At 38.2% G+C, this 20,953-nt stretch carries 21 protein-coding genes and 2 pseudogenes; 4 read left to right on the forward strand and 19 right to left on the reverse strand.

What is annotated here, in order from left to right; all coding sequences use genetic code 11:
• Positions 1-39: 39 nt before the first annotated feature.
• The 5 genes from thrB to yutH all read right to left on the reverse strand — a co-directional run bounded on the left by thrB (position 40) and on the right by yutH (position 5,660).
• Positions 40-954: a homoserine kinase gene (gene thrB / locus Q5794_RS25490; RefSeq protein WP_215054763.1), complete on the reverse strand. Its 915-nt coding sequence runs from the start codon at positions 952-954 to the stop codon at positions 40-42.
• Positions 948-2,009, reverse strand: coding sequence for a threonine synthase (gene thrC, locus Q5794_RS25495; RefSeq protein WP_280160836.1), 1,062 nt, complete (start codon positions 2,007-2,009; stop codon positions 948-950). The genes thrB and thrC overlap by 7 nt, the downstream gene beginning before the upstream one ends.
• A complete protein-coding gene (locus tag Q5794_RS25500; protein ID WP_374988535.1) occupies positions 2,009-3,310 on the reverse strand; it encodes a homoserine dehydrogenase in 1,302 nt (433 codons plus the stop codon). Before Q5794_RS25500 ends, thrC begins: the two co-directional genes overlap by 1 nt.
• Before the next feature lie 241 nt (positions 3,311-3,551).
• Complete coding sequence (locus Q5794_RS25505; RefSeq protein ID WP_374988536.1) at positions 3,552-4,541, reverse strand: 2-hydroxyacid dehydrogenase; 990 nt, start codon at positions 4,539-4,541, stop codon at positions 3,552-3,554.
• 117 nt (positions 4,542-4,658) lie between these two features.
• Entirely contained in the window at positions 4,659-5,660 is a 1,002-nt protein-coding gene (yutH, locus tag Q5794_RS25510; protein ID WP_215054765.1) for a spore coat putative kinase YutH, read from the reverse strand.
• A gap of 176 nt (positions 5,661-5,836) precedes the next feature.
• On the opposite strand from yutH, the pseudogene Q5794_RS25515 reads away from it, so the two are divergent.
• Positions 5,837-6,335, forward strand: a pseudogene (locus Q5794_RS25515) (phosphatidylglycerophosphatase A).
• A 37-nt stretch (positions 6,336-6,372) separates the two neighbouring features.
• Here the strand turns inward: Q5794_RS25515 and Q5794_RS25520 are convergent.
• Positions 6,373-7,143, reverse strand: a complete 771-nt coding sequence (locus Q5794_RS25520) for a TIGR01457 family HAD-type hydrolase (protein WP_013059632.1) — start codon at positions 7,141-7,143, stop codon at positions 6,373-6,375.
• Positions 7,144-7,217: 74 nt separating this feature from the next.
• Positions 7,218-7,655: a DUF86 domain-containing protein gene (locus tag Q5794_RS25525; protein WP_215054766.1), complete on the reverse strand. Its 438-nt coding sequence runs from the start codon at positions 7,653-7,655 to the stop codon at positions 7,218-7,220.
• A 162-nt stretch (positions 7,656-7,817) separates the two neighbouring features.
• On the opposite strand from Q5794_RS25525, the gene Q5794_RS25530 reads away from it, so the two are divergent.
• The gene (locus Q5794_RS25530; RefSeq protein ID WP_013059634.1) at positions 7,818-8,084 is read left to right on the forward strand and encodes a DUF3055 domain-containing protein; all 267 of its coding nucleotides are present in this window, start codon (positions 7,818-7,820) and stop codon (positions 8,082-8,084) included.
• Positions 8,085-8,131: 47 nt separating this feature from the next.
• Here Q5794_RS25530 and Q5794_RS25535 read toward each other — a convergent pair whose 3' ends face one another.
• Positions 8,132-8,407 (reverse strand): YutD family protein, encoded by a 276-nt coding sequence (locus Q5794_RS25535; RefSeq protein ID WP_013059635.1) that lies wholly within the window; start codon positions 8,405-8,407, stop codon positions 8,132-8,134.
• A 196-nt stretch (positions 8,408-8,603) separates the two neighbouring features.
• Between Q5794_RS25535 and Q5794_RS25540 the strand changes: the two genes are divergently transcribed.
• The gene (locus Q5794_RS25540) at positions 8,604-9,245 is read left to right on the forward strand and encodes a YhcN/YlaJ family sporulation lipoprotein (RefSeq protein WP_215054767.1); all 642 of its coding nucleotides are present in this window, start codon (positions 8,604-8,606) and stop codon (positions 9,243-9,245) included.
• 119 nt (positions 9,246-9,364) lie between these two features.
• Here Q5794_RS25540 and lipA read toward each other — a convergent pair whose 3' ends face one another.
• Complete coding sequence (lipA, locus tag Q5794_RS25545; protein WP_013059637.1) at positions 9,365-10,264, reverse strand: lipoyl synthase; 900 nt, start codon at positions 10,262-10,264, stop codon at positions 9,365-9,367.
• Between the two features lie 316 nt (positions 10,265-10,580).
• Here lipA and Q5794_RS25550 point away from each other — a divergent pair, with 316 nt between their 5' ends.
• Positions 10,581-11,582 carry a M23 family metallopeptidase gene (locus Q5794_RS25550; RefSeq protein ID WP_285229780.1) on the forward strand — a complete coding sequence of 334 codons (1,002 nt, stop codon included), beginning with the start codon at positions 10,581-10,583 and terminating at the stop codon, positions 11,580-11,582.
• Between the two features lie 36 nt (positions 11,583-11,618).
• On the opposite strand, the gene Q5794_RS25555 is transcribed toward Q5794_RS25550, so the two are convergent.
• The 10 genes and pseudogenes from Q5794_RS25555 to sufC all read right to left on the reverse strand — a co-directional run bounded on the left by Q5794_RS25555 (position 11,619) and on the right by sufC (position 20,922).
• Positions 11,619-11,729 (reverse strand): methionine/alanine import family NSS transporter small subunit, encoded by a 111-nt coding sequence (locus tag Q5794_RS25555; protein WP_328244318.1) that lies wholly within the window; start codon positions 11,727-11,729, stop codon positions 11,619-11,621.
• A complete protein-coding gene (locus tag Q5794_RS25560; protein WP_215054768.1) occupies positions 11,729-13,243 on the reverse strand; it encodes a sodium-dependent transporter in 1,515 nt (504 codons plus the stop codon). The genes Q5794_RS25555 and Q5794_RS25560 overlap by 1 nt, the downstream gene beginning before the upstream one ends.
• Positions 13,244-13,491: 248 nt before the next feature.
• Positions 13,492-14,243, reverse strand: a pseudogene (yunB, locus tag Q5794_RS25565) (sporulation protein YunB).
• Between the two features lie 90 nt (positions 14,244-14,333).
• Complete coding sequence (locus tag Q5794_RS25570) at positions 14,334-14,636, reverse strand: YunC family protein (RefSeq protein ID WP_013059641.1); 303 nt, start codon at positions 14,634-14,636, stop codon at positions 14,334-14,336.
• 131 nt (positions 14,637-14,767) lie between these two features.
• Positions 14,768-15,622: a DUF72 domain-containing protein gene (locus Q5794_RS25575; protein WP_374988537.1), complete on the reverse strand. Its 855-nt coding sequence runs from the start codon at positions 15,620-15,622 to the stop codon at positions 14,768-14,770.
• Between the two features lie 102 nt (positions 15,623-15,724).
• Entirely contained in the window at positions 15,725-17,122 is a 1,398-nt protein-coding gene (gene sufB / locus Q5794_RS25580; protein WP_013059643.1) for a Fe-S cluster assembly protein SufB, read from the reverse strand.
• Between the two features lie 45 nt (positions 17,123-17,167).
• A complete protein-coding gene (sufU, locus tag Q5794_RS25585; protein WP_013085338.1) occupies positions 17,168-17,602 on the reverse strand; it encodes a Fe-S cluster assembly sulfur transfer protein SufU in 435 nt (144 codons plus the stop codon).
• Positions 17,592-18,812: a cysteine desulfurase gene (locus tag Q5794_RS25590; RefSeq protein ID WP_013059645.1), complete on the reverse strand. Its 1,221-nt coding sequence runs from the start codon at positions 18,810-18,812 to the stop codon at positions 17,592-17,594. Before Q5794_RS25590 ends, sufU begins: the two co-directional genes overlap by 11 nt.
• Positions 18,812-20,119 (reverse strand): Fe-S cluster assembly protein SufD, encoded by a 1,308-nt coding sequence (sufD, locus tag Q5794_RS25595; protein ID WP_374988538.1) that lies wholly within the window; start codon positions 20,117-20,119, stop codon positions 18,812-18,814. Before sufD ends, Q5794_RS25590 begins: the two co-directional genes overlap by 1 nt.
• 17 nt (positions 20,120-20,136) lie before the next feature.
• Positions 20,137-20,922 (reverse strand): Fe-S cluster assembly ATPase SufC, encoded by a 786-nt coding sequence (gene sufC, locus Q5794_RS25600; RefSeq protein WP_013059647.1) that lies wholly within the window; start codon positions 20,920-20,922, stop codon positions 20,137-20,139.
• Positions 20,923-20,953 lie beyond the last annotated feature (31 nt).

Below are 20,953 nucleotides of genomic sequence, written 5' to 3' on the forward strand. Positions count from 1 at the left end.
AATGAAAAATCCTCATTCAAATGAATGAGGATTTTTTTATTAACTCGTTGTGACTTCAGCTTCTACAAATACACCTTTGCGATCAATTTGTAAAACATCTATTTCGCAGTTCGGCAGTAAAGCATACATATGTTCAGCAATCGCTTTTCCTTTTCCTTTTGGTGCTAAACATAATACACTCGGACCGGCTCCGCTTAGTGACACACCGTATGCGCCGAGAGCTTTTGCTTCTTTTCGCACAAGAGAAAGCTCTGGCACGAGTCTCATACGATAAGGTTCGTGATATAAATCTTTCTCCATAAATTCGCCTACCAGAGGTAAATCTTTATTTAACAGGGCTGCTACTAGCATGTTCCCGATTGCCCCAGCTTCTACTGCGTGGCGATAATTAATATCCGAAGGCAGCACATCACGAGCATCGGTTGTTTTTAATTCATATTCTGGAATAGCCATCACGATATCGACATCAAATTCAGGTATTTGAGCAATATATGTTTCATTTTCATGATGGTAACCAACAACGATTCCGCCGTAAATAGAAGGGCTGACGTTATCGGGATGTCCTTCCATTAAGCTGCTGATGCGAAGCTTTTCTCTTTTTGATAAACGCAAGTCACACAGTACATTAGCCAGCTCGATTCCAGCTACGATAGCCGATGCGCTGCTTCCAAGTCCCCTTGCTAATGGAATGTTGCTCCAAACAGAGACCTTCGCACTTGGAAGATCAATGTTAAATTGACGGGCCACGTCTTGTGCCACTTCATACATTAAGTTATCTGTACTTCTAGGAATACTTTGCACTTCTTTCGTTTCAGGGATAAAAATCCATTCCTCATGACGCTCTACTGTTAATCTTAAGTAACGAGATAAAGCCACTCCAATGGAATCAAATCCTGGCCCTAAATTAGCAGAGCTAGCTGGGACCGTAATGACAAAACGCTCATTTTCTAGCATGAAGCAACGACACCTTGGATATACTCAAATACCTTTTCTTCATCATTTGGTAAAACCACTGGCTTTACATTATGAGCATCGATTGCTACGTTTGGATCTTTTAATCCGTTACCTGTTAATACAGCTACAACCGTTGAACCCTTTGCAATTTTACCAGAAGCTACATCTTTAAACACACCAGCTATTGAAGCGCAAGAACCTGGCTCTGCAAATACACCTTCTTTGCGTGCAATTGTACGATATGCTTCTAAGATTTGTTCATCTGTTACTTCATCAATTTTTCCGTTTGATTCTTTTGCTGCGTTTACAGCATAATCCCAGCTTGCTGGATTTCCGATTCGAATAGCCGTTGCAATTGTTTCTGGATTTTCGATAACTTGATTACGCACGATCGCCGCTGCACCTTCTGCTTCAAACCCGTGCATGTGAGGAAGAGACGTTTGGTGACGCTCACTGTATTCTTTGAATCCTTTCCAGTAAGCTGTAATATTCCCTGCATTCCCCACTGGGATAGCTAAAACGTCAGGCGCTTTTCCAAGCTGTTCACAAATCTCGAAAGAAGCTGTTTTTTGCCCTTCAATACGATATGGGTTTACAGAGTTTACAAGTGCAACCGGTGATGTTTCACTCAGCTTACGAACCATAGAAAGCGCTTGGTCAAAGTTTCCTTCAATTGCTACAATTTCTGCACCATACATAACAGCTTGAGCTAATTTCCCCATCGCAATTTTTCCATTTGGAATAACAACGATACAGCGCATGCCAGCGCGTGATGCATAAGCTGCTGCAGCTGCGGATGTGTTACCTGTAGATGCACAAATAACCGTATTGCTTCCTTCTTCTTTGGCTTTTGCTACAGCCATTACCATTCCGCGGTCTTTAAATGACCCCGTTGGATTTAACCCTTCTACTTTCACATGTAAATCAATGCCTAGTTCTTTTGATAAATGAGAAAGGTGAATTAAAGGTGTATTTCCTTCATGTAGTGTAAGCATAGGTGTTTTCTCTGTTACAGGTAAAAACTCTTTATATTCAGCTAATAGACCTTTCCACATCATACTGTGCCAACTCCCTCTACGCGGTAACTGCTTTTTACATTTTCTACAATTGGTAAATCCCGAAGCTGCTGAAGGATTTCCTCATAATCTTTTTGAGATGTTTTGTGTGTAACAACAACAATCTCAGCTAATTCGCTTCCTTTCACAGGAAGTTGAATAATTTTTTCGAAGCTCACGCCACGCTCTGAAAATAGTGTTGTTAATTTTGCAAATGCTCCAACTTGATCTTTAACATGAATACGTAAGAAATGCTTCGAGAACATTTCATCTTCTGCTTTTAACTGTTTTGGATACTGAGGCGTTACCGCACTTTTACCATTCACACCTAAACGCATGTTTTTCATAACACCTACTAAATCTGATACGACAGCAGTGGCAGTTGGCAGGCTTCCTGCCCCCGGTCCATAAAACATCGTTTCTCCAACAGCTTCTCCGTATACATATACAGCATTGTACTCATCGCTTACTGAAGCAAGAGGATGTGTGTCTGCTAAAAGAGTTGGCTGAACACTAACTTCTACATTGTCGCCGTCACGATGTGCATATCCAATCAGTTTCATCGTATAGCCTAATTGTTTACTATATTGCAAGTCTTCTTCCGTTACTTCTGTAATACCTTGAACACGAACATCGTCCAAGTCAATTTTCATTGAAAATCCTAGTGTAGCCAAGATTGCCATTTTGCGAGCAGCATCTAAACCACCTACGTCAGAAGTTGGATCCGCTTCAGCATATCCTAAATCCTGCGCTTCTTTTAACACTTCATCATAAGCGCTTCCTTCTTTTGTCATTTTCGTTAAAATGAAGTTTGTTGTACCATTTACAATTCCCATCATTTTGGTAATACGATCAGATGCTAATCCATCTGCTAATCCACGAAGAATTGGAATACCGCCTGCTACACTTGCTTCATAAAATAAATCACAGTTATTTTCAGAAGCTACTGTTAACAATTCTGATCCATAAACTGCCATCAAATCTTTGTTTGCCGTTACAACATGCTTTTTATTACGAAGGGCTGTTAAGATATAATCTCTTGTTTCTTCAACGCCACCCATTACTTCAATGACAACGTCAATCTCCGCGTTATGTAAAACGTCTTCAACATTCGTTGTTAATTTATTTTCACTGATTTCTACGTCACGTTTCTTATCAATATCTTTAACTACTACTTTTTTAACTTCTACAGGACACCCGACTTGATGACTTAATTTATCCTGATGATTTTCAATAATTTTGACTACTCCGCTTCCTACCGTTCCTAACCCTAATAATCCTACTGAAATACTTTTTGTCATATTCCTCACCTCTGTGTTCTTTCTACGTATACATTTGTTCTCTTATAGAGGACATTATAGACCTTATTTTTCTTTTTTACAAGGTTTACTTGCCATCTTTTCTCGTAAACTCGTTAAAAAAATTGGTATATAAAGATAAATGTAAATTTTTAAAATATTTCATTTTATTATCATAACATGGCTCTCACTGTTTTTTAATAAAAAAAAGACAATTTCACCGAAATGAAATTGCCTTTTTCTGTTATGATTTTTTCGCAAACGCTTCTTTATTTACAATTGTAATAGGAGACTCATTTGTAAGTACTGCTTTAATGTTTTTAACACATAAAGAAATCATTTCCGTGCGCGTTTCGATACTCGCACTGCCGATATGAGGAAGAGCTACAACATTAGGCAATTGAAGAAGAGGGTGAGAAGCAGAAATAGGCTCTTGATCGAATACATCCAAGCCAGCTCCAGCAATTTCACCGGATTGAACCGCATGTAACAATGCTTGCTCATCAACCACTGCTCCTCTTGAAGCATTAATAAAAATCGCAGTTGTTTTCATCTGTTCAAATGCTGAAGCATTAAATAAATGTTTGGTTTCGTCCGTTAACGGTGTCAAACAAACAACAAAATCAGATCGTTCAAGCAGCTCATTTAACTCACAGTAAACTGCATCGAGCTTTTTTTCTGCTTGAAGGTTGCGGCTTCGATTGTGGTACAGAATTTCCATATCAAAACCTGTAGCACGTTTCGCAAGCTTCTCTCCAATTTTCCCCATTCCAACAATACCTAATGTTTTATGATGAACATCTCTACCCGCTAACAAAAATGGACTCCAGCTTTTCCACTGATTTTCTTTCACATATCCAGCAGCTTCTACTAAACGTCTAGCTACACTCATTAATAAACCAAACGTTAAATCTGCTGTTGTATCAGATAAAACATCGGGGGTATTAGAAACGATAATTCCTCGTTCAGTTGCCGCTTCTACGTCAATATTATCGAATCCGACCGCCAAGTTAGCTACAAGCTTTAAATGAGGAGCTTGCGTAAGCAACTCACTATCAATACGATCTGAAAGCATTGTTAATAGAGCATGTGCGTGCTTAGCTTTTTCACAAAGCAGCTCATGAGGGACTGCCTCATCTTCTTTATCCCACATTTCCACATTCGCTACTGCCTTTAAAGGTTCGATTAATTCATTCGGTATTTTTCTCGTAATAAATACAAACGGCTTGTCCATATGTACGCCACCTCTTTATCCTTTTTAAACTGCATGCATAAAAACAAAATAGAAAAACAGGTTTGGATTATCCAACACCTATTTTTCTATTTTATCATATTCTATAGTAATCGCTTTTTAATGAATCCATGTTAATTCAGGAATGTGATAACGAGACGTTGAAATACCCACCGACTGGTAAAAGCGCTTCAGAAAAGCTTCGTAGTGAGAAGAATGAGCTAATACTCCTTCCAGCTTCTCATAATACTTTTGTTTTTGCCTCTCATCTTGTACACTGTAATACCCTTCAATGACTTCAAAATAATGAACGGGAAAAAGAAGTCTAGCATATAACAGTCTCCATGAAAAAGAAGAAAGCGGATTTACCTTTTCGTATTCACTTAAAAACTGATGCATGTGCTTTTCATCGACAGCGTATGTTAATAAATATTGTTCCCTTATATATTCAGCTATATCTCTGCTCGGATGATCGAAGACCCAATCTGCTGGGAGCTTGTAAACGTAGTCTTCCCCCCATGTTTTTTGCCCAAACCGATGATGACAAATCGTCGCAGCGTCAACTGAACGAGGCAAATCGTCAATTTCCGTGTCTACTAGGTATTGAATAGCATTTTCCGTTAATCCTAGGTAATAAGGAAAAGTTTCTAAAAAACGTTTTTCCATCTCTTGATTAGGCAAAGCACGTAATCTCCCATACCAAAATTGCTCCATCTGGTCGAGACGCTTCTCCCACATGGACTTCCATTGCCCTAGCCGGTTTGCTTTTTCCACTTCATAAGGAAACAGTCTCCCTTTTTGATGAAAAACAGCTAGCTCGTGCCCAGGTGAAAAGTTGGGGTTTTTCTCTTCCGCAAGACAGCGGCAAATGATAAATTTTTCAGTTTCAGTTTCTGTAATCATTTCACCATTCAAATTAGGCATAAATGTTGCCACATGGCGATCACCTTGGCCCATCAGAAATTGACTCATTTGATATAGTTCATTTAACTCGTCTTGTTCCATTTGCTTTACATTAATGATTGTATATAAAATATCTCGATACTGAAAACCTTCAAATTTACCTATGGGCATAAATTCATTTGGACGTAATCCGTAATGCTCATAAATGGTTTGTATCATTTTAATCCCTCTCTTCATTCATTCAAGAAATTATATGATGGAAAACAACATTACTTGTCATAATATTTACAGAGGAATGAATAGATTAGAAATACACCATTTATAGTTATTTACTCCGGGTTAGTAGTATGAAACAACTTTAGACTTAAAAATATATAGAAAACAGGTGATGATACTTGGAGAAAAAACATACACAAAGTGAGTTAGAAAAAAAGCAAGAGAATGGTTAATAGAACGCGGCGTGGCTCTTACAGACATTGCTGAACTGGTCTATTACTTGCAAAAAAAGTATCACCCAAACTTAACAATTGAAGACTGTTTATATAACGTTGAGCGCGTCATTTCTAAACGAGAAGTTCAAAATGCTATTTTAACGGGTATTCAACTAGATGTCCTCACGGAAAAAAAGTTATTGAGCCGCCTCTGTTGGATATTCTTGAGAAAGACGAAGGTTTATACGGTATCGACGAGATTTTAGCATTATCGATTGTAAATGTGTACGGATCAATCGGCTTTACCAATTACGGGTATATTGATAAACAAAAGCCGGGTATTCTAGAACGATTAAACGATAAATCGACTGGAGAGTGCCACACTTTCTTAGATGATTTAGTAGGCGCAATTGCCGCCGCTGCTTCTAGCCGGTTAGCGCACCGGGCTGCCAGCCAAGAATAGGTTTTAAAAACAAAAAAAGCTGTCAATTGACAGCTTTTTAAATTCGCTCCATCCACTCTTTTAGTGAATCTACCGTATAAGTTGGCTTTTTCTCATACCCTTCTAGTAACTCTCTTGTTGTTACCCCTGTATGAACTAGTAATGTATCTAAGCCTGCATTCATCCCTGCTAAAATATCTGTATCATAGTAATCACCAATCATGATTGTTTCTTCTTTTGGCGTACCGATGACTTCAAGGGCTTGCTCCATAATAATACTTTCTGGTTTGCCAATAAATACTGGATTTGTTTGAGTAGAAACCGTAATAACGGACGTGATAGATCCATTACCAGGCAGTAAGCCTCTTTCAGTAGGAATCGCAATATCTCCGTTCGTTGAAACAAAAAAGGCGCCGTTTCGAACGTTTAAACATGCTTTTGCTAATTTTTCATATGTAATTTCCTGATCCAAACCAACAACTACGAAATCCGTATCTTCCTCTTCAATGGTAAATCCTTTTTCAAGCAACGCATGTCGGATTCCTTCTCCACCAATTACATAAGCTGAAGCATTTGCTTTACGTTCGTGCAAATAATTAGCTGTTGCCTGACTTGTTGTAAAAACTTGCTCTTCTGTTGCAGGAATGCCAAATGCCTCTAGCTTTTCAGCTACTTTATCGGGCGTTTTTGTTGAGTTGTTTGTTACAAATAAATAAGGAATTCCTTTTTCCTTTAATTTAATAACAAAATCACGCGCCTCGGCAATTAGCTCTGTTCCTTTGTACATTGTTCCGTCTAAATCAATCAAATATCCTTTATATTCCTTCATGTTGTGTGATCTCCTTTCAAGTCTCATACTTGAAATCATAGCTTATTTTTTATACAACTACAACTTGCTTGCCTTTAGTTACGAAAAGCAGACACAGGTCCTAACTCTGTCTCTAGATATGTCCTTACGCGCTCTGAAAATGCTGCCAGTACGTCTTTATGCTGCATCACTTTTTGATAAATATCCTGATGTTTAACATCCACATATTCTTGAACAAGGCTTTTACGCAATTGAACGATCTCTTTTAATGGCGTTTCTTCCTCTTTTTTAACCACTTTCTCATCAACTAAAATGTCAATGATATCGTCGTAACTGCCTGGATCTCTCATAATAAACCCATCAATCATTGCATTTCCTACATCTAAAACGTTTTCAATTAAAAGGTGTACAATTCTCTCTAATGCCTTTTTCTCTATTTCTGTGTTCCAGCTCGAATGCTCAGTAAACAAACGAACATGTTCATCAAAAAAAACAAGCGTGGCTTCTATTTTTTCACGATCTACAAAGTACATATTATTTCCTCCCTAGTTGTCAGCTCTCTATAAATCTTTTTTCATAAACAAACGGGGTTCCTGTTCTATTTTATCATGACCCATTATCCATTTGATAAATTCATTTTTGTTTTTGACCTTATTTGATATGATACAAATACAACCTATGAAAGGAGTATACCTATGAGCGAACGCTTTTATCTATATGACGATGTTGTATCTACAAAGACCCGGTTTGTCAGCTTTATGGGCGAAAATCAACGATTTGATTTAGCTATTATCCAAACCGACCGTTATTATGGCAAACAAGTTGTTCTTGATATTCAAGGAGGACGCTTCGCCATCATTGGACAAGATGACCTTGAAGAACCAAACTATCTTGAAGAAGTATTTAAATTAAACAGTGAAGACGGTCAGGAACTTCGCGAATTTTTATATGAAATCATCTAAAAAAAAGGCAGCGTGAAGGACAGTTAGTGTCTTCTGCTTGCCTTTTTTTACTTATGGACTTTTTTTAAGACAAAATACGCACAGCCAAAATTACAATATTCATGTAAATAGTCTTGAAGCGTACTAATCTTCGTATCATACGTTGCCTTTTGATTTCGGTCATCAAAAAAGCCTCGCAGTCGAAGCTGATTGTATCCCCAATCTCCCACAATATAGTCATAGCGGCTCAGCACGTCAATAAAGCGACCTCTAAACGCCTCTTCATTAAATGCCTCGCGCTCATCTTTTAATACTTCATAACAAATATTATTGATACAGACCATTGCTCACACCTCTTCTCTTAAAATTTACCATACCATAATTATGATGATGAAACCATCAATTAACATGAAATTTTTCACGTATAAGCAGCACTCTAATCCTGTAGGAGTTTTATCGGTATACCTACTGATCTTTTATGCTCCACATAAAGGTTCGCCGGTTTACCTGGCGTACGATATTTAACTACAGGAGGTGGAAATGGTGAAGAAAACTATTCTTGGAATCGCTTTGATAACAAGTATTTTAACCATTGGCTGTCAAAATAAAAACACAGCTGAAAATGAAAATTTATCACCAAACAACCCAGATGCCATTAATGTAAACGAGCCTAATCATTATTATAATCCAAATAATAATAGCGGCACAAATTATGGATATGTTCGATACACTAAAAACACAAATGAACAAAATTCCAATATGAACCAAGTAGGAACATTTAATCGAGAAGAAGCAGCCGACAATATTAGTAAACTGAGCACCGCTATACCAAATATTAAGCAAGCCGCTACGCTAGTAACCGATAAAGATGTGCTTGTTGCTTATAAAACAGATGCTAAAAACAGGAATAACGCAGCCGATCAGGTAAAACGTACAGCTATGTCTGTAGTTCCTCGTTATTATCATGTATACGTCTCAGATAATCCGAAACAGATGGACCAAATCGAAAATATCAGTGAAATGAATACGCAAACGAATGATGCTAGAAAACGAATCGATGGAGTTATTCAACAAATGCTAAAATCTCCCCAAGGGCGTAAAATGAACGGCGGAGAAGATGCAAATGGAAGAGAGAAAAACGAATTGAATGAACCGATGACGGACAAAGATATGGTGGAATAAACGAAACAGATAAAATCTACGTTCACCGTAATAAAAAAACGAACCACTAATCAAACAGTTTGATTAGTGGTTCGTTTTTCACTTCGGCTAAACTACCTTTGTTCCAGCCTCTTTTTACCTTATTTGCTTTCTTGCGCTTTGTTTTTTGCAGCAGCGTTAACTTGCTCATCTGCATGGTAAGAAGAACGTACAAGAGGACCTGCTTCAACATGGCTGAATCCTTTTGATAATGCAATTTCTTTTAGCTCTTCAAATTCATTTGGATGGTAATATTTTTGAACTTTTATGTGCTTTTTAGTTGGCTGTAGATATTGGCCTAGCGTCATAATATCTACATTATTTGCACGCAAATCATCCATCGTTTCAATAATTTCTTCTTTTGTTTCTCCTAGACCAAGCATGATACTTGATTTCGTAGGGATATCCGGCTGCATTTCTTTTGCACGGCGAAGGAACTCAAGAGAACGCTCATATTTAGCACGAGCACGAACACGAGGCGTAAGGCTGCGTACTGTTTCAATATTATGATTTAAAATATCAGGACGTGCGTCCATTACAATACGTAAGTTCTCTTCCACACCGCCCATATCAGAAGGCAATACTTCAATTGTTGTGAATGGATTTTTACGACGAATCGCACGAATTGTTTCAGCTAATACGCTTGCTCCTCCGTCTTTTAAATCATCGCGAGCTACTACTGTAATAACCGCATGTTTTAAGTTCATTAGCTGAACAGAATCCGCTACGCGTTCTGGCTCTTCTAAATCTAATTCTGTTGGTAAACCTGTCTTAACCGCGCAAAAACGACAGGCACGTGTACATACTTCTCCTAAAATCATAAAAGTTGCCGTACGACGAACAGCCCAACACTCATGAATATTCGGACATCTTGCTTCTTCACAAACTGTATGAAGGTTTTTCTCACGCATCATTTTCTTTAAGCCTGTGTAATTTTCGTTTGTGTTTAGCTTAATCTTCAGCCACTCGGGTTTGCGGACATGCTCTTCTTTTGTTGCCATATTATCAACTCCACCAATCTAGAAAATGTCTATAACCTATATGCTTAATTTTAACTACATATTAAAAACATAACTATATGTCACTTTATCATAAAAAAGTGAGATTCGACAAGTTGTCTGCTCTTTATTTTCCTCAGTTTTCTTCTATTTCCCATTCAAATGTGTGCGTTTTCATCCTCCGTATAATTTCCATTTATCTTCTGAATAAAATTCTTTAAAAAAGTTTTGAAGCGATTTCCATTAATTAATATTTATGAAATCTTTTTTCTCGCTGCAAACTAGTATTACACACTTTTTTTAGAAAGGGGGAAACACGATGCGCAAAACGATTATCTTACTTTTTATGTTCATGTCTATATTCACAGGATGGCACCACGTAACAGCTGAATCATCAGCAGATCAAGAAAAAATACTTATTCAAAAGAGATTAGAGCTGTATAAACAAATGGAAGCCGCTACTACGATTCCTTGGTATTACTTTGCTGGGATTGACCAGTATGAACGAAATATTCGACGCTCTCATAAAGATATTCCAAGAGAAAAAGGCGCAATCGCCATTTATTATCCTCCAGAAAAATGGTCAGGTTCTTTAAATCCGAATTTGGAAGATACAAACCCACTTACTATTTCTCTGCTCGGGGGAATGGGCAAAGATGGGAACGGAGACAAAAAAGCAGACCAATTTAATGATGAAGATATGCTTTTTACAATGGCAGATTATATTCGGACGTTCGGGGTGTCCGAAGACTATATTAAAATTGCGCTTTGGAACTATTATCATCGGGCTAAAGCAGTTGATATTATTTTAGGGAATGCCAAAATTTTTCGCCATTACGAACGCATTGATTTAAAAGGTTCTTCATTTCCGGTGCCTCTCCGTGCGAACTACAGTTATCGCAGTACATGGGGAGATGCGCGCGGCTGGGGTGGCAAACGAATTCATGAAGGAACAGACATTTTTGCAGATTACGGAGTTCCAGTAAAATCCCCTTGCTATGGCATTATTGAGCTTAAAGGATGGAATAAATATGGAGGCTGGCGAATCGGCATTCGTGACCTTCATAATAACTATCACTATTTGGCTCATTTAAGCGGATTTGCAAAAAATTTAAAAGTAGGCCAAATTGTAGAACCAGGAACACTCATTGGCGGAGTAGGAAGTTCCGGTTATGGACCTCCTGGAACTTCTGGGAAATTCCCTCCTCACTTGCACTATGGAATGTATAAAGATAACGGCAAAAATGAGTGGTCGTTTGACCCATATCCTCAGTTAAGAACGTGGGAACGAAATGATCGTTTAGAACTAAAGAAAAAATAAAAAAACAGGAAGCTGATGCTTCCTGTTTTTTTATCCTTATGCTTTACTTTCTTTTGCTTTTTTCACAGCATGAGCAATACTCGCGGCCAAGCCGCCCCATATGATAACCATCCCTACAACCATCATTGTCATTGAACTTCCATCCATTATTTAGAAACCCCCTTATCTTTAACTGACAAACGAAGCGTCCCATCTTTCCATCGTGCAAAAGAAAAAGCAATTCCCAAAATAACAGCCAGAGCTGCCACACCCCAACCAAAAGGACCTACAAAAGTCGTTGCATACTGTTCGTAATTTTCCGAAATATTTTTCCGGAAGTTATCAAACATCATGTATCCAAGTACAAGTGGTGTAACTACTCCTAAACATACTTTCCACCATGAACCGATTCGAATATCAGAAACTTCGTTTGCATGCTGCTGAAGGCTGCTCAACTTCTTAAATACCCAAGCAACTAATACAACTTCTACTAAGCCTGCTAGAGCAACTCCGAAGTTATTAATGAAATAGTCGATCACATCTAAGAAATAAAGTCCTCCTTGTGTTGCAAATAATAGCGAGCAAATTGAAGCGATTCCTCCACCTATTAATACAGATTTTGTACGTGAGATAGTAAATTTATCTTGAATGCCTGCTACGAAGGTTTCAATAATTGAAATAAGCGACGTTAATCCTGCTAATGTTAAGGAGGCAAAGAATAACATTCCAAACAGCTGTTTAAACGCTGGAAATTCATTAATAATTTGCGGAAAAACCACAAAGGCTAGTCCTACCCCTCCCTGAACTACTTTATCGATTGGGATACCTTGCTGAGTAGCCATAAAACCTAGTGCGCCAAACACACCGATTCCTGCTAGTAATTCAAACGCTGAATTACCAAATCCAGTAATAAACGCATTATTAGTTAAATCAGATTTCTTTGGAAGGTAACTGGAATAAGTGATCATAATAGCAAAACCAACAGATAAACTAAAGAAAATTTGACCATATGCCGCGATCCAAACCTTTCCATCTCCAATTGCGCTCCAGTTTGGTTTAAAGAAAGCATGTAGACCTTCCATTGCTCCGTCTAACGTAACTGCTCGAATGACAATGATTAAAAATAGAATAATTAGTGTTGGTAGAAAGATTTTGTTTGCGGCTTCAATTCCTTTTTTGATTCCTTTTAATAAGACACCTAATGTCACAATCCATACAAGTACAAGCGGAATTAAAACGTGTAATACGAGGCTTCCTGTTTGTCCTGGTGCTTCAGCTAACTTTAAGTAATCTCCATATAAAAACGCTTCCGTATCGTTTCCCCAGCTTAACTTAAATGAAAAGATAAAATACGACATCGCCCACGCGATAATGACGGAATAGTAAACCGAAATAAAAAAGGAAATAGCTACTTGCCACCAGCCTAGCCATTCAGCCTTGGGACTTAGTCTTGCTAATGATAAAGGAGAGGAACCTTTATATTTATGTCCAATAGCAAATTCCATGATTAAGATAGGAATTCCTGCCGTCAACAAAGCAAATAAATAGGGGAGAAAAAATGCCCCTCCTCCATTTTCATATGCAGTGGCTGGAAATCTCCATATATTTCCTAGTCCAATTGCTGAACCTGCTGCTGCTAAAATAAACCCTGCTCTTGATCCCCACTGCGGCCTATTTTCCACTGTAATTCCCCCTCTTGTTCTCTCCCTACTCTCTTTTTATCGTAGATCAACAAGAATTTTTATAATTTTTAGATTATTCTTTCTATAACTTCCTATCTCAAATTATAGAAGGGAGAAGATAGTATGTCAAAATATTTTTTATAGAAAATTCACACAAATGTTCCAATGAATAAAAGCAGATATGAAAGTATTTTTGAACTTCCGCACCTGCTTTTTAAATAACACTTTATCACGTTAATATAATATTGTTAATTTTTCTTCGGAAGTTCAATTGCCGGAGAAGACGAATTTCCACCGTTAAAATAATCGGGAACATTTCCAGGGATAACAGTCCCTCCTACCGGAATTGTAGCCGTAACGGTTGTTTTTCTCGTTGCAAACGGGATAATGATTTGCATGTTTACTTTTACTTTGATGGATACTTCAAGAAATGCATTATTTATTCCATATTCCTCGATTTTTCGCACTACGTCTGTTTGAACGTCACCAATAGCATGAAATTTAACCGGAATCAGCGGACCTAGATTTCCAAGCAGCGCATTATTAGTTGCTTGCCCAAGAGGAACTTGGTATACAATTCCTTGATTCCGCAGCTTTTCATTTTTTTCAATACGAATATCTGTTGGAAGTTCAAGTGCATCTAAATTCCCTTTCTCTGCCTCTTTTAAATTAGCTTGAACGAATGACGTAGTCTGAGCTCTAACCCGATTTACAAGCGCTGTGTCAATTTTGGCTACTTGACCGTTAGGTGTAGATTCAACCTTAATAACATCTACGTCCAGTTGATCAAGTACCTGTTTATTCACCGCTTTATTAATAACTAAAGTTGCAATCTCTTTTGTTTGTGCTTCAGCATATTTCATTAACGTCGGTTCAATCCCTCTATTAATTAGCCATAATCCTACCCCTGTGGAAAGCATAAAAAAAGAAAGGTGAGCAACAGAACGTAGCGAAAAGGAAGCGGGCCTTTTCTTGTTAATTTCCGACGAAGTTTAACCAAAAAAAAATCCCTCCTTACAAGCTATATGTATGCATGTATAAGGAGGTTCACGCTTCTTTTAAAAAGTTTTATCTTAAATTTTCCACTATATTAAAGCATTTTCAATAAAGCATCTTTGCCAATTGTTCCTTTAAAAATTCCTCTTTTTTCAGCTTCAAGTGTTACAGATTCAAGAGGCGCTTCAAGAAGTTGCTCAATTGTACGTACACCTACAGCTCTTCCAGCTATTATTTGACGATCAGCTAATTTATCATTTAATAGACCTACGTCCAGTGCTCCGCACATAATGTACCCTTTATCCGATGAGATTGTTAACAGAGTTGTTTTTGGCAGCAATACGGTAACTGCATTAAACGTATGACCTTCAATTACAATAGGCGCTAAGGTAATCATAGTAACTCACTCCTTTCTTAATCAATTTATGATTTTGAAAGAAAAAAGTGAGGTTTTACATATACTTTTCTACCTATTTGACGTTTATATTCCTTCTTCCTTATTTATATAAACTTTTATAGGACTCAGTGCTAAAATTCATTAAAAAAATCTAATTGTTTAGGAGCTAAATTCTCATATTCAATATTTAATAAACTCATGAGCTGTTTGGCATTATGTACAGCATCTCCGCCGGAGTTATTATTAAATAACAAGTAAATGTCCTTCGTTTGTTTTTGCAGCTTTTCAAGCCGTTCTTTCCACTCTAGGAGCTCTTTTTCATTGTAACGATACAAAAACCTTACTGCTCGCCAATTGCCTTCTGCGGGCTTATTCCAACCGTGTACGTTTCGTCCGTGAAAACGGATAAGTGTTTTCTGTTTATCTGTAGCATGAATCACAATTGGAATAGATCCTTCTCCTGCCTGCGGTTCATCACAAATACCATGAATCCACTTCTCTTGTTCCATAAACGTTAACGTTTTATCATAGAAAAATGGCTTAAACCAAGACTGATTTCGAAACTCAAGGGCTACTGGCAAATCTCCAAACTTCTCACGGCTATATCTCAAATAGGCTACGTTTTCTTTAGTACAGTTAAACCAAGGTGGCATTTGGAATAAAATCATGGCCAGCTTATTTGAACTTACGTATGGCTTCACTGATTCTAAAAATACATGAAACATTTCTTCCTTGCTATCAAACGGATTCCCTTCTCTCATATGCCCTGTCATGCCTTGATAGGCTTTTACCACAAAACGAAAAGATTCGGGTGTATCATTCACCCACTTTTCTACATTTGATTTAGGTTGAATTGCATAAAAAGATGAATCGACTTCAACAATTGGAAAATGGCCTGCGTATACGGCAAGCTTGTCTCTTGACGAAACACCCGCTTCATATAATGAATCATGATCTCCCCAGCCTGTGACTCCAATATAAATCATGCCATTCCTCCTCTATTTTCTTAGCTTCGCTTTTCTTTATCTTAATACAAACGATACAAAAAAACTCGTTTGCATAAACAGCAAACGAGTTTTTATCTATTATTAACCGATTGAACCTTCCATTTCAAATTTGATTAGACGGTTCATTTCTACTGCATATTCCATTGGAAGCTCTTTTGTAAATGGCTCAATAAAGCCCATTACAATCATTTCTGTTGCTTCTTCTTCAGAAATACCGCGGCTCATTAGATAGAATAATTGTTCTTCAGATACTTTCGATACCTTCGCTTCATGCTCAAGTGAGATGTTATCGTTTAAAATCTCATTGTACGGAATTGTATCAGAAGTTGATTGATTATCCATAATTAGCGTATCACACTCAATGTTCGCACGTGCACCTTCTGCTTTACGGCCGAAGTGTACGATACCGCGGTATGTTACTTTACCGCCTTGTTTTGAGATTGATTTTGATACGATTGTTGAAGATGTGTTCGGTGCTAAGTGAATCATTTTTGCACCAGCATCTTGGTGCTGTCCTTTACCAGCAAGGGCAATAGATAATGTCATACCACGTGCACCTTCACCTTTTAAGATAACAGCTGGATATTTCATTGTTAACTTAGAACCGATGTTTCCATCAATCCATTCCATTGTTGCGTTTGCTTCACAAACCGCGCGTTTTGTTACAAGGTTATATACGTTGTTCGCCCAGTTTTGAATTGTTGTATAGCGGCAATACGCATCTTTTTTGATGATGATTTCTACAACGGCACTGTGAAGAGAGTTTGTTGTATAAACAGGTGCTGTACAGCCCTCTACATAGTGGACGTGTGAGCCTTCATCAGCAATAATTAACGTACGCTCAAACTGTCCCATATTTTCAGAGTTAATACGGAAATAAGCTTGTAATGGTGTATCAACTTTTACGCCTTTTGGTACGTAAATAAATGATCCACCAGACCAAACCGCCGAGTTAAGAGCAGAGAATTTGTTATCCGTTGGCGGGATAACTTTTCCAAAATGCTCACGGAAAATATCTTCGTTTTCTTTTAGCGCCGTATCCGTATCTTTAAATACGATACCTTGTGCTTCAAGATCTTCTTTCATATTGTGATAAACAACTTCAGATTCGTACTGAGCTGATACACCCGCAAGATACTTTTGCTCTGCTTCAGGAATACCTAGTTTATCAAACGTTTGTTTAATTTCTTCAGGAACTTCATCCCAAGAGCGTTCAGACTTCTCAGATGGTTTTACGTAGTACGTAATTTCATCAAAGTCTAAGCTTGCCATGTCTCCGCCCCACTGTGGCATTGGCATGTTGTAGAAGTGCTCTAGAGATTTCAAACGGAAGTCAAGCATCCATTGTGGTTCCTCTTTCATACGAGAAATTTCTTCTACGATTTCTTTTGTTAAACCGCGTTTTGAGCGGAAAATTGATACGTCTTTATCGGAAAATCCATATTTATAATCGCCGATTTCTGGCATTTTTTTAGCCATCTTTTATTACCCCCTACTTGATAGGATTGGGAATGAATGAAGGTCTTATTTTTGTTCGTTAAGACCTTTTTCCATCGCTTTCCACGCTAGTGTTGCACATTTAATACGCGCAGGAAATTTTGCTACACCTTGAAGTGCTTCAATATCTCCTAAATCTATACTATCATCATACTCTTTACCTTGCATCATGTCAGAGAAGATATGGGCCATTTTAAACGCTTTGTCTACTTCTTGACCTTTAATTGCTTGTGTCATCATTGAAGCTGATGACATTGAAATTGAACATCCTTCACCTTCGAACTTTGCATCCACCACTTTGCCGTCCTCTACTTTTAAAGAAAGTTCAATGCGGTCTCCACACGTCGGGTTATTCATATGAATGTTCACAGTATCTTCATTCAACGTTCCACGATTACGCGGATTTTTATAATGGTCCATAATTACTTGACGATAGAGAGTATCTAAATTATTAAAAGCCATTTGTAAAATACTCCTTCGTTTTTATTAATGATGATACCAATTTATCTACTTCTTCTTCCGTGTTATACAAATAGAAGCTTGCACGTGCAGTAGAAGATACGTTTAAATATTTCATCAGCGGCTGCGCACAGTGATGACCTGCACGAATCGCAATTCCATCAGCGTCTACTACTGTTGCAACGTCATGCGGATGCACATCTTCGATATTAAACGTCACAACACCCGCTCGCTCTTTCGGTCCGTAAATCGTAATTCCATCTACTTGCGATAAGCGATCCAGTGCGTACTGCGCTAACTTGTGCTCATGTGCTTGAATATTATCTAAACCAACTTCTTCTAAGAAATCAATCGCTGCACCTAAACCAATTGCACCTGCAATGATTGGCGTACCTCCTTCAAATTTCCAAGGAAGCTCTTTCCACGTTGATTCGTATAGGTTTACGAAGTCAATCATTTCGCCGCCAAACTCGATTGGTTCCATTTTTTCAAGAAGCTCTTTCTTTCCATAAAGAGCGCCGATTCCAGTCGGTCCGCCCATTTTATGTCCAGAGAAAGCAAAGAAATCACAGTCTAAATCTTGTACATCCACCTTCATGTGAGGCGTACTTTGCGCACCATCCACAACCATTACTGCACCGTTAGCATGTGCAATTTCTGCAATCTCTTTTACTGGGTTAATTGTGCCCAATACGTTAGATACTTGCATAATCGATACAATTTTGGTGTTGGATGTAATCGTGCTTTTTACCTCTTCGAGTGAAAGTGCATGATCTTCTGTTAATGAAATATATTTTAACGTTGCACCTGTTTCCTTGGCAACTTGCTGCCAAGGAATGATGTTGCTGTGATGCTCCATATAAGTAATCACAATTTCATCACCAGGTTTGAGATTAGCACGGCCATAGCTTGCAGCTACTGTATTAAGAGCTGTCGTTGTACCACGCGTAAAGATAATCTCTTCCGTTGATTTTGCATTAATAAACTTACGAACCTTTTCACGAGCGCCTTCATATCCGTCTGTTGCTCTTGTACCAAGCGTGTGAACACCTCGGTGTACGTTTGAGTTATATTCTTTATAATACTTCTCAATTGCTTCAATTACAGCAAGCGGCTTTTGTGAAGTTGCTGCACTGTCTAAATAAACGAGTGGGCTGCCATTTACCTCTTGGTCTAAAATAGGAAATTGTTTACGAATATCAGAGATATTCATTATCGAACTTTCCTTTCAATTAAATCTGTTAATTGCTTTTTAACCGTTTCGATTGGCAACTCGTTTACAACTGGTGCTAAGAACCCGTGGATAACTAGACGTTCTGCTTCTGTTTGCGAAATACCGCGGCTCATTAAGTAGTAAAGCTGAATTGGATCTACGCGTCCAACAGATGCAGCGTGTCCTGCTGTTACATCGTCTTCATCAATTAGAAGAATTGGGTTTGCGTCTCCACGTGCTTTTTCACTTAACATTAACACACGAGATTCCTGCTCAGCGTTTGATTTAGACGCACCGTGTTCAATTTTACCGATACCGTTAAAGATTGAAGACGCGCTTTCTTTCATAACGCCGTGTTTTAAAATGTAGCCTTCAGAATGTTTTCCAAAATGTACGATACTTGTTGTTAAGTTTTGAGACTGCTCTCCACGTCCAACTGTTACCGTTTTTGTATCTCCATATGAACCGTCGCCCATTAGATACGTTGTATTTTCTGAAACTGTATTTCCTTCACTCATTAAGCCTAAAGCCCACTCAATGCGACCATCTTTGCCCGCTACGCCGCGGCGGTTCACATAAGTAGTTGTACCTTTAGCTAAGTAGTCAACAGCCCCAAATGTTACTTTTGCATTGCTGTTAGCAAATACTTCCGTCACGATATTGACAACACCGTTTGACTCTTCAGCAGTAGCAATGTAGTTTTCTACATATGTTACTGAGCTGTTGTCTTCAGCTACAACAATCACATGGTTGAATAAAGCAGCTTCTTCATCTTCACGGACAAATACAGCTTGAAGCGGCTCTTGTACTTCTACATTTTTAGGAACGTATACAAATACACCGCCGTTTAATAACGCTGCGTTTAATGCAGTTAAACGGTGCTCATCTACTTTAACCCCGTCTTTCATGAAGTACTTCTCAACAAGGTCGCTATGCTCTTTAGCAGCTGTTTGAATATCTGTGAAGATAACGCCTTGAGACTTTAGCTCTTCTGTTAATGTTGAATATGCAGCTGTTTGGTCACGCTGAACATATAGATTTTTAACAGCTTCTGTATCAATCAATGCTTTAACCACTTCTGGAAGCTCTTCTACAGATAAGATTGTGCTTGCCTGTGAAGTGTGCTTGTCAAATGCAGTAAAGTTCCATTTCGAAATGTTTGTTTTATCTGGCTTTGGAAGTGCAAGATCTTCTGCTTTCGCAAGAGCTTGTAAGCGAAGATCTAGCAGCCAACTTGGTTCATTAGCTTCTTTTGAAAAGCTGCTGATGTACTCTTGATCAAATGGTAATTTCGTATCAATAGTCATAGAGATCCTCCTAACTCTTAAGCTTCTTGCTCTACAGTTTCGTCTTCAATACCTAATTCTTGTTTGATCCAGTCATAACCTTCTGCCTCTAGACGCTGTGCTAATTCTGGTCCGCCTGATTTTACAACGCGACCTTGCATCATAACGTGAACTTTATCTGGTGTAATGTAGTTTAGTAAACGTTGGTAGTGAGTAATCATTAAGCAACCAAACTCGCTGCCGCGCAGTTCATTAATACCTTTTGATACAACTTTTAACGCATCGATATCTAAACCAGAGTCGATTTCATCTAAAATTGCAATTCCTGGTTGAAGCATCATTAATTGAAGAATTTCATTACGTTTCTTCTCACCACCAGAGAAACCTTCGTTTAGGTAACGCTGAGCCATGTCTTGATCCATCTCTAAGAAATCCATGTTTTTGTCTAATTGACGGATGAATTTCATTAGTGAAATTTCTTCGCCTTCTTCACGACGAGCATTAATTGCTGAACGTAAGAAGTCAGCATTTGTTACCCCGCTGATTTCACTTGGATATTGCATAGCTAGGAATAGACCTGCACGAGCGCGCTCATCTACTTCCATCTCAAGTACATCTTCGCCGTCTAGCGTGATGCTTCCTTGTGTAACCTCGTATTTAGGATGTCCCATGATTGCTGAAGATAATGTTGATTTACCAGTACCGTTTGGTCCCATGATTGCATGGATTTCGCCGCCCTTAACTTCTAAATTAACACCTTTTAAAATTTCTTTACCTTCAATTGCAACATGAAGATCTTTAATTGTTAAAGTTGACCCTGCCATATTAAAACCTCCAGTTATAGACGTATATAGT

It is taken from the genome of Priestia megaterium, from assembly GCF_041941685.1.
Taxonomy (GTDB): domain Bacteria; phylum Bacillota; class Bacilli; order Bacillales; family Bacillaceae_H; genus Priestia; species Priestia megaterium_C.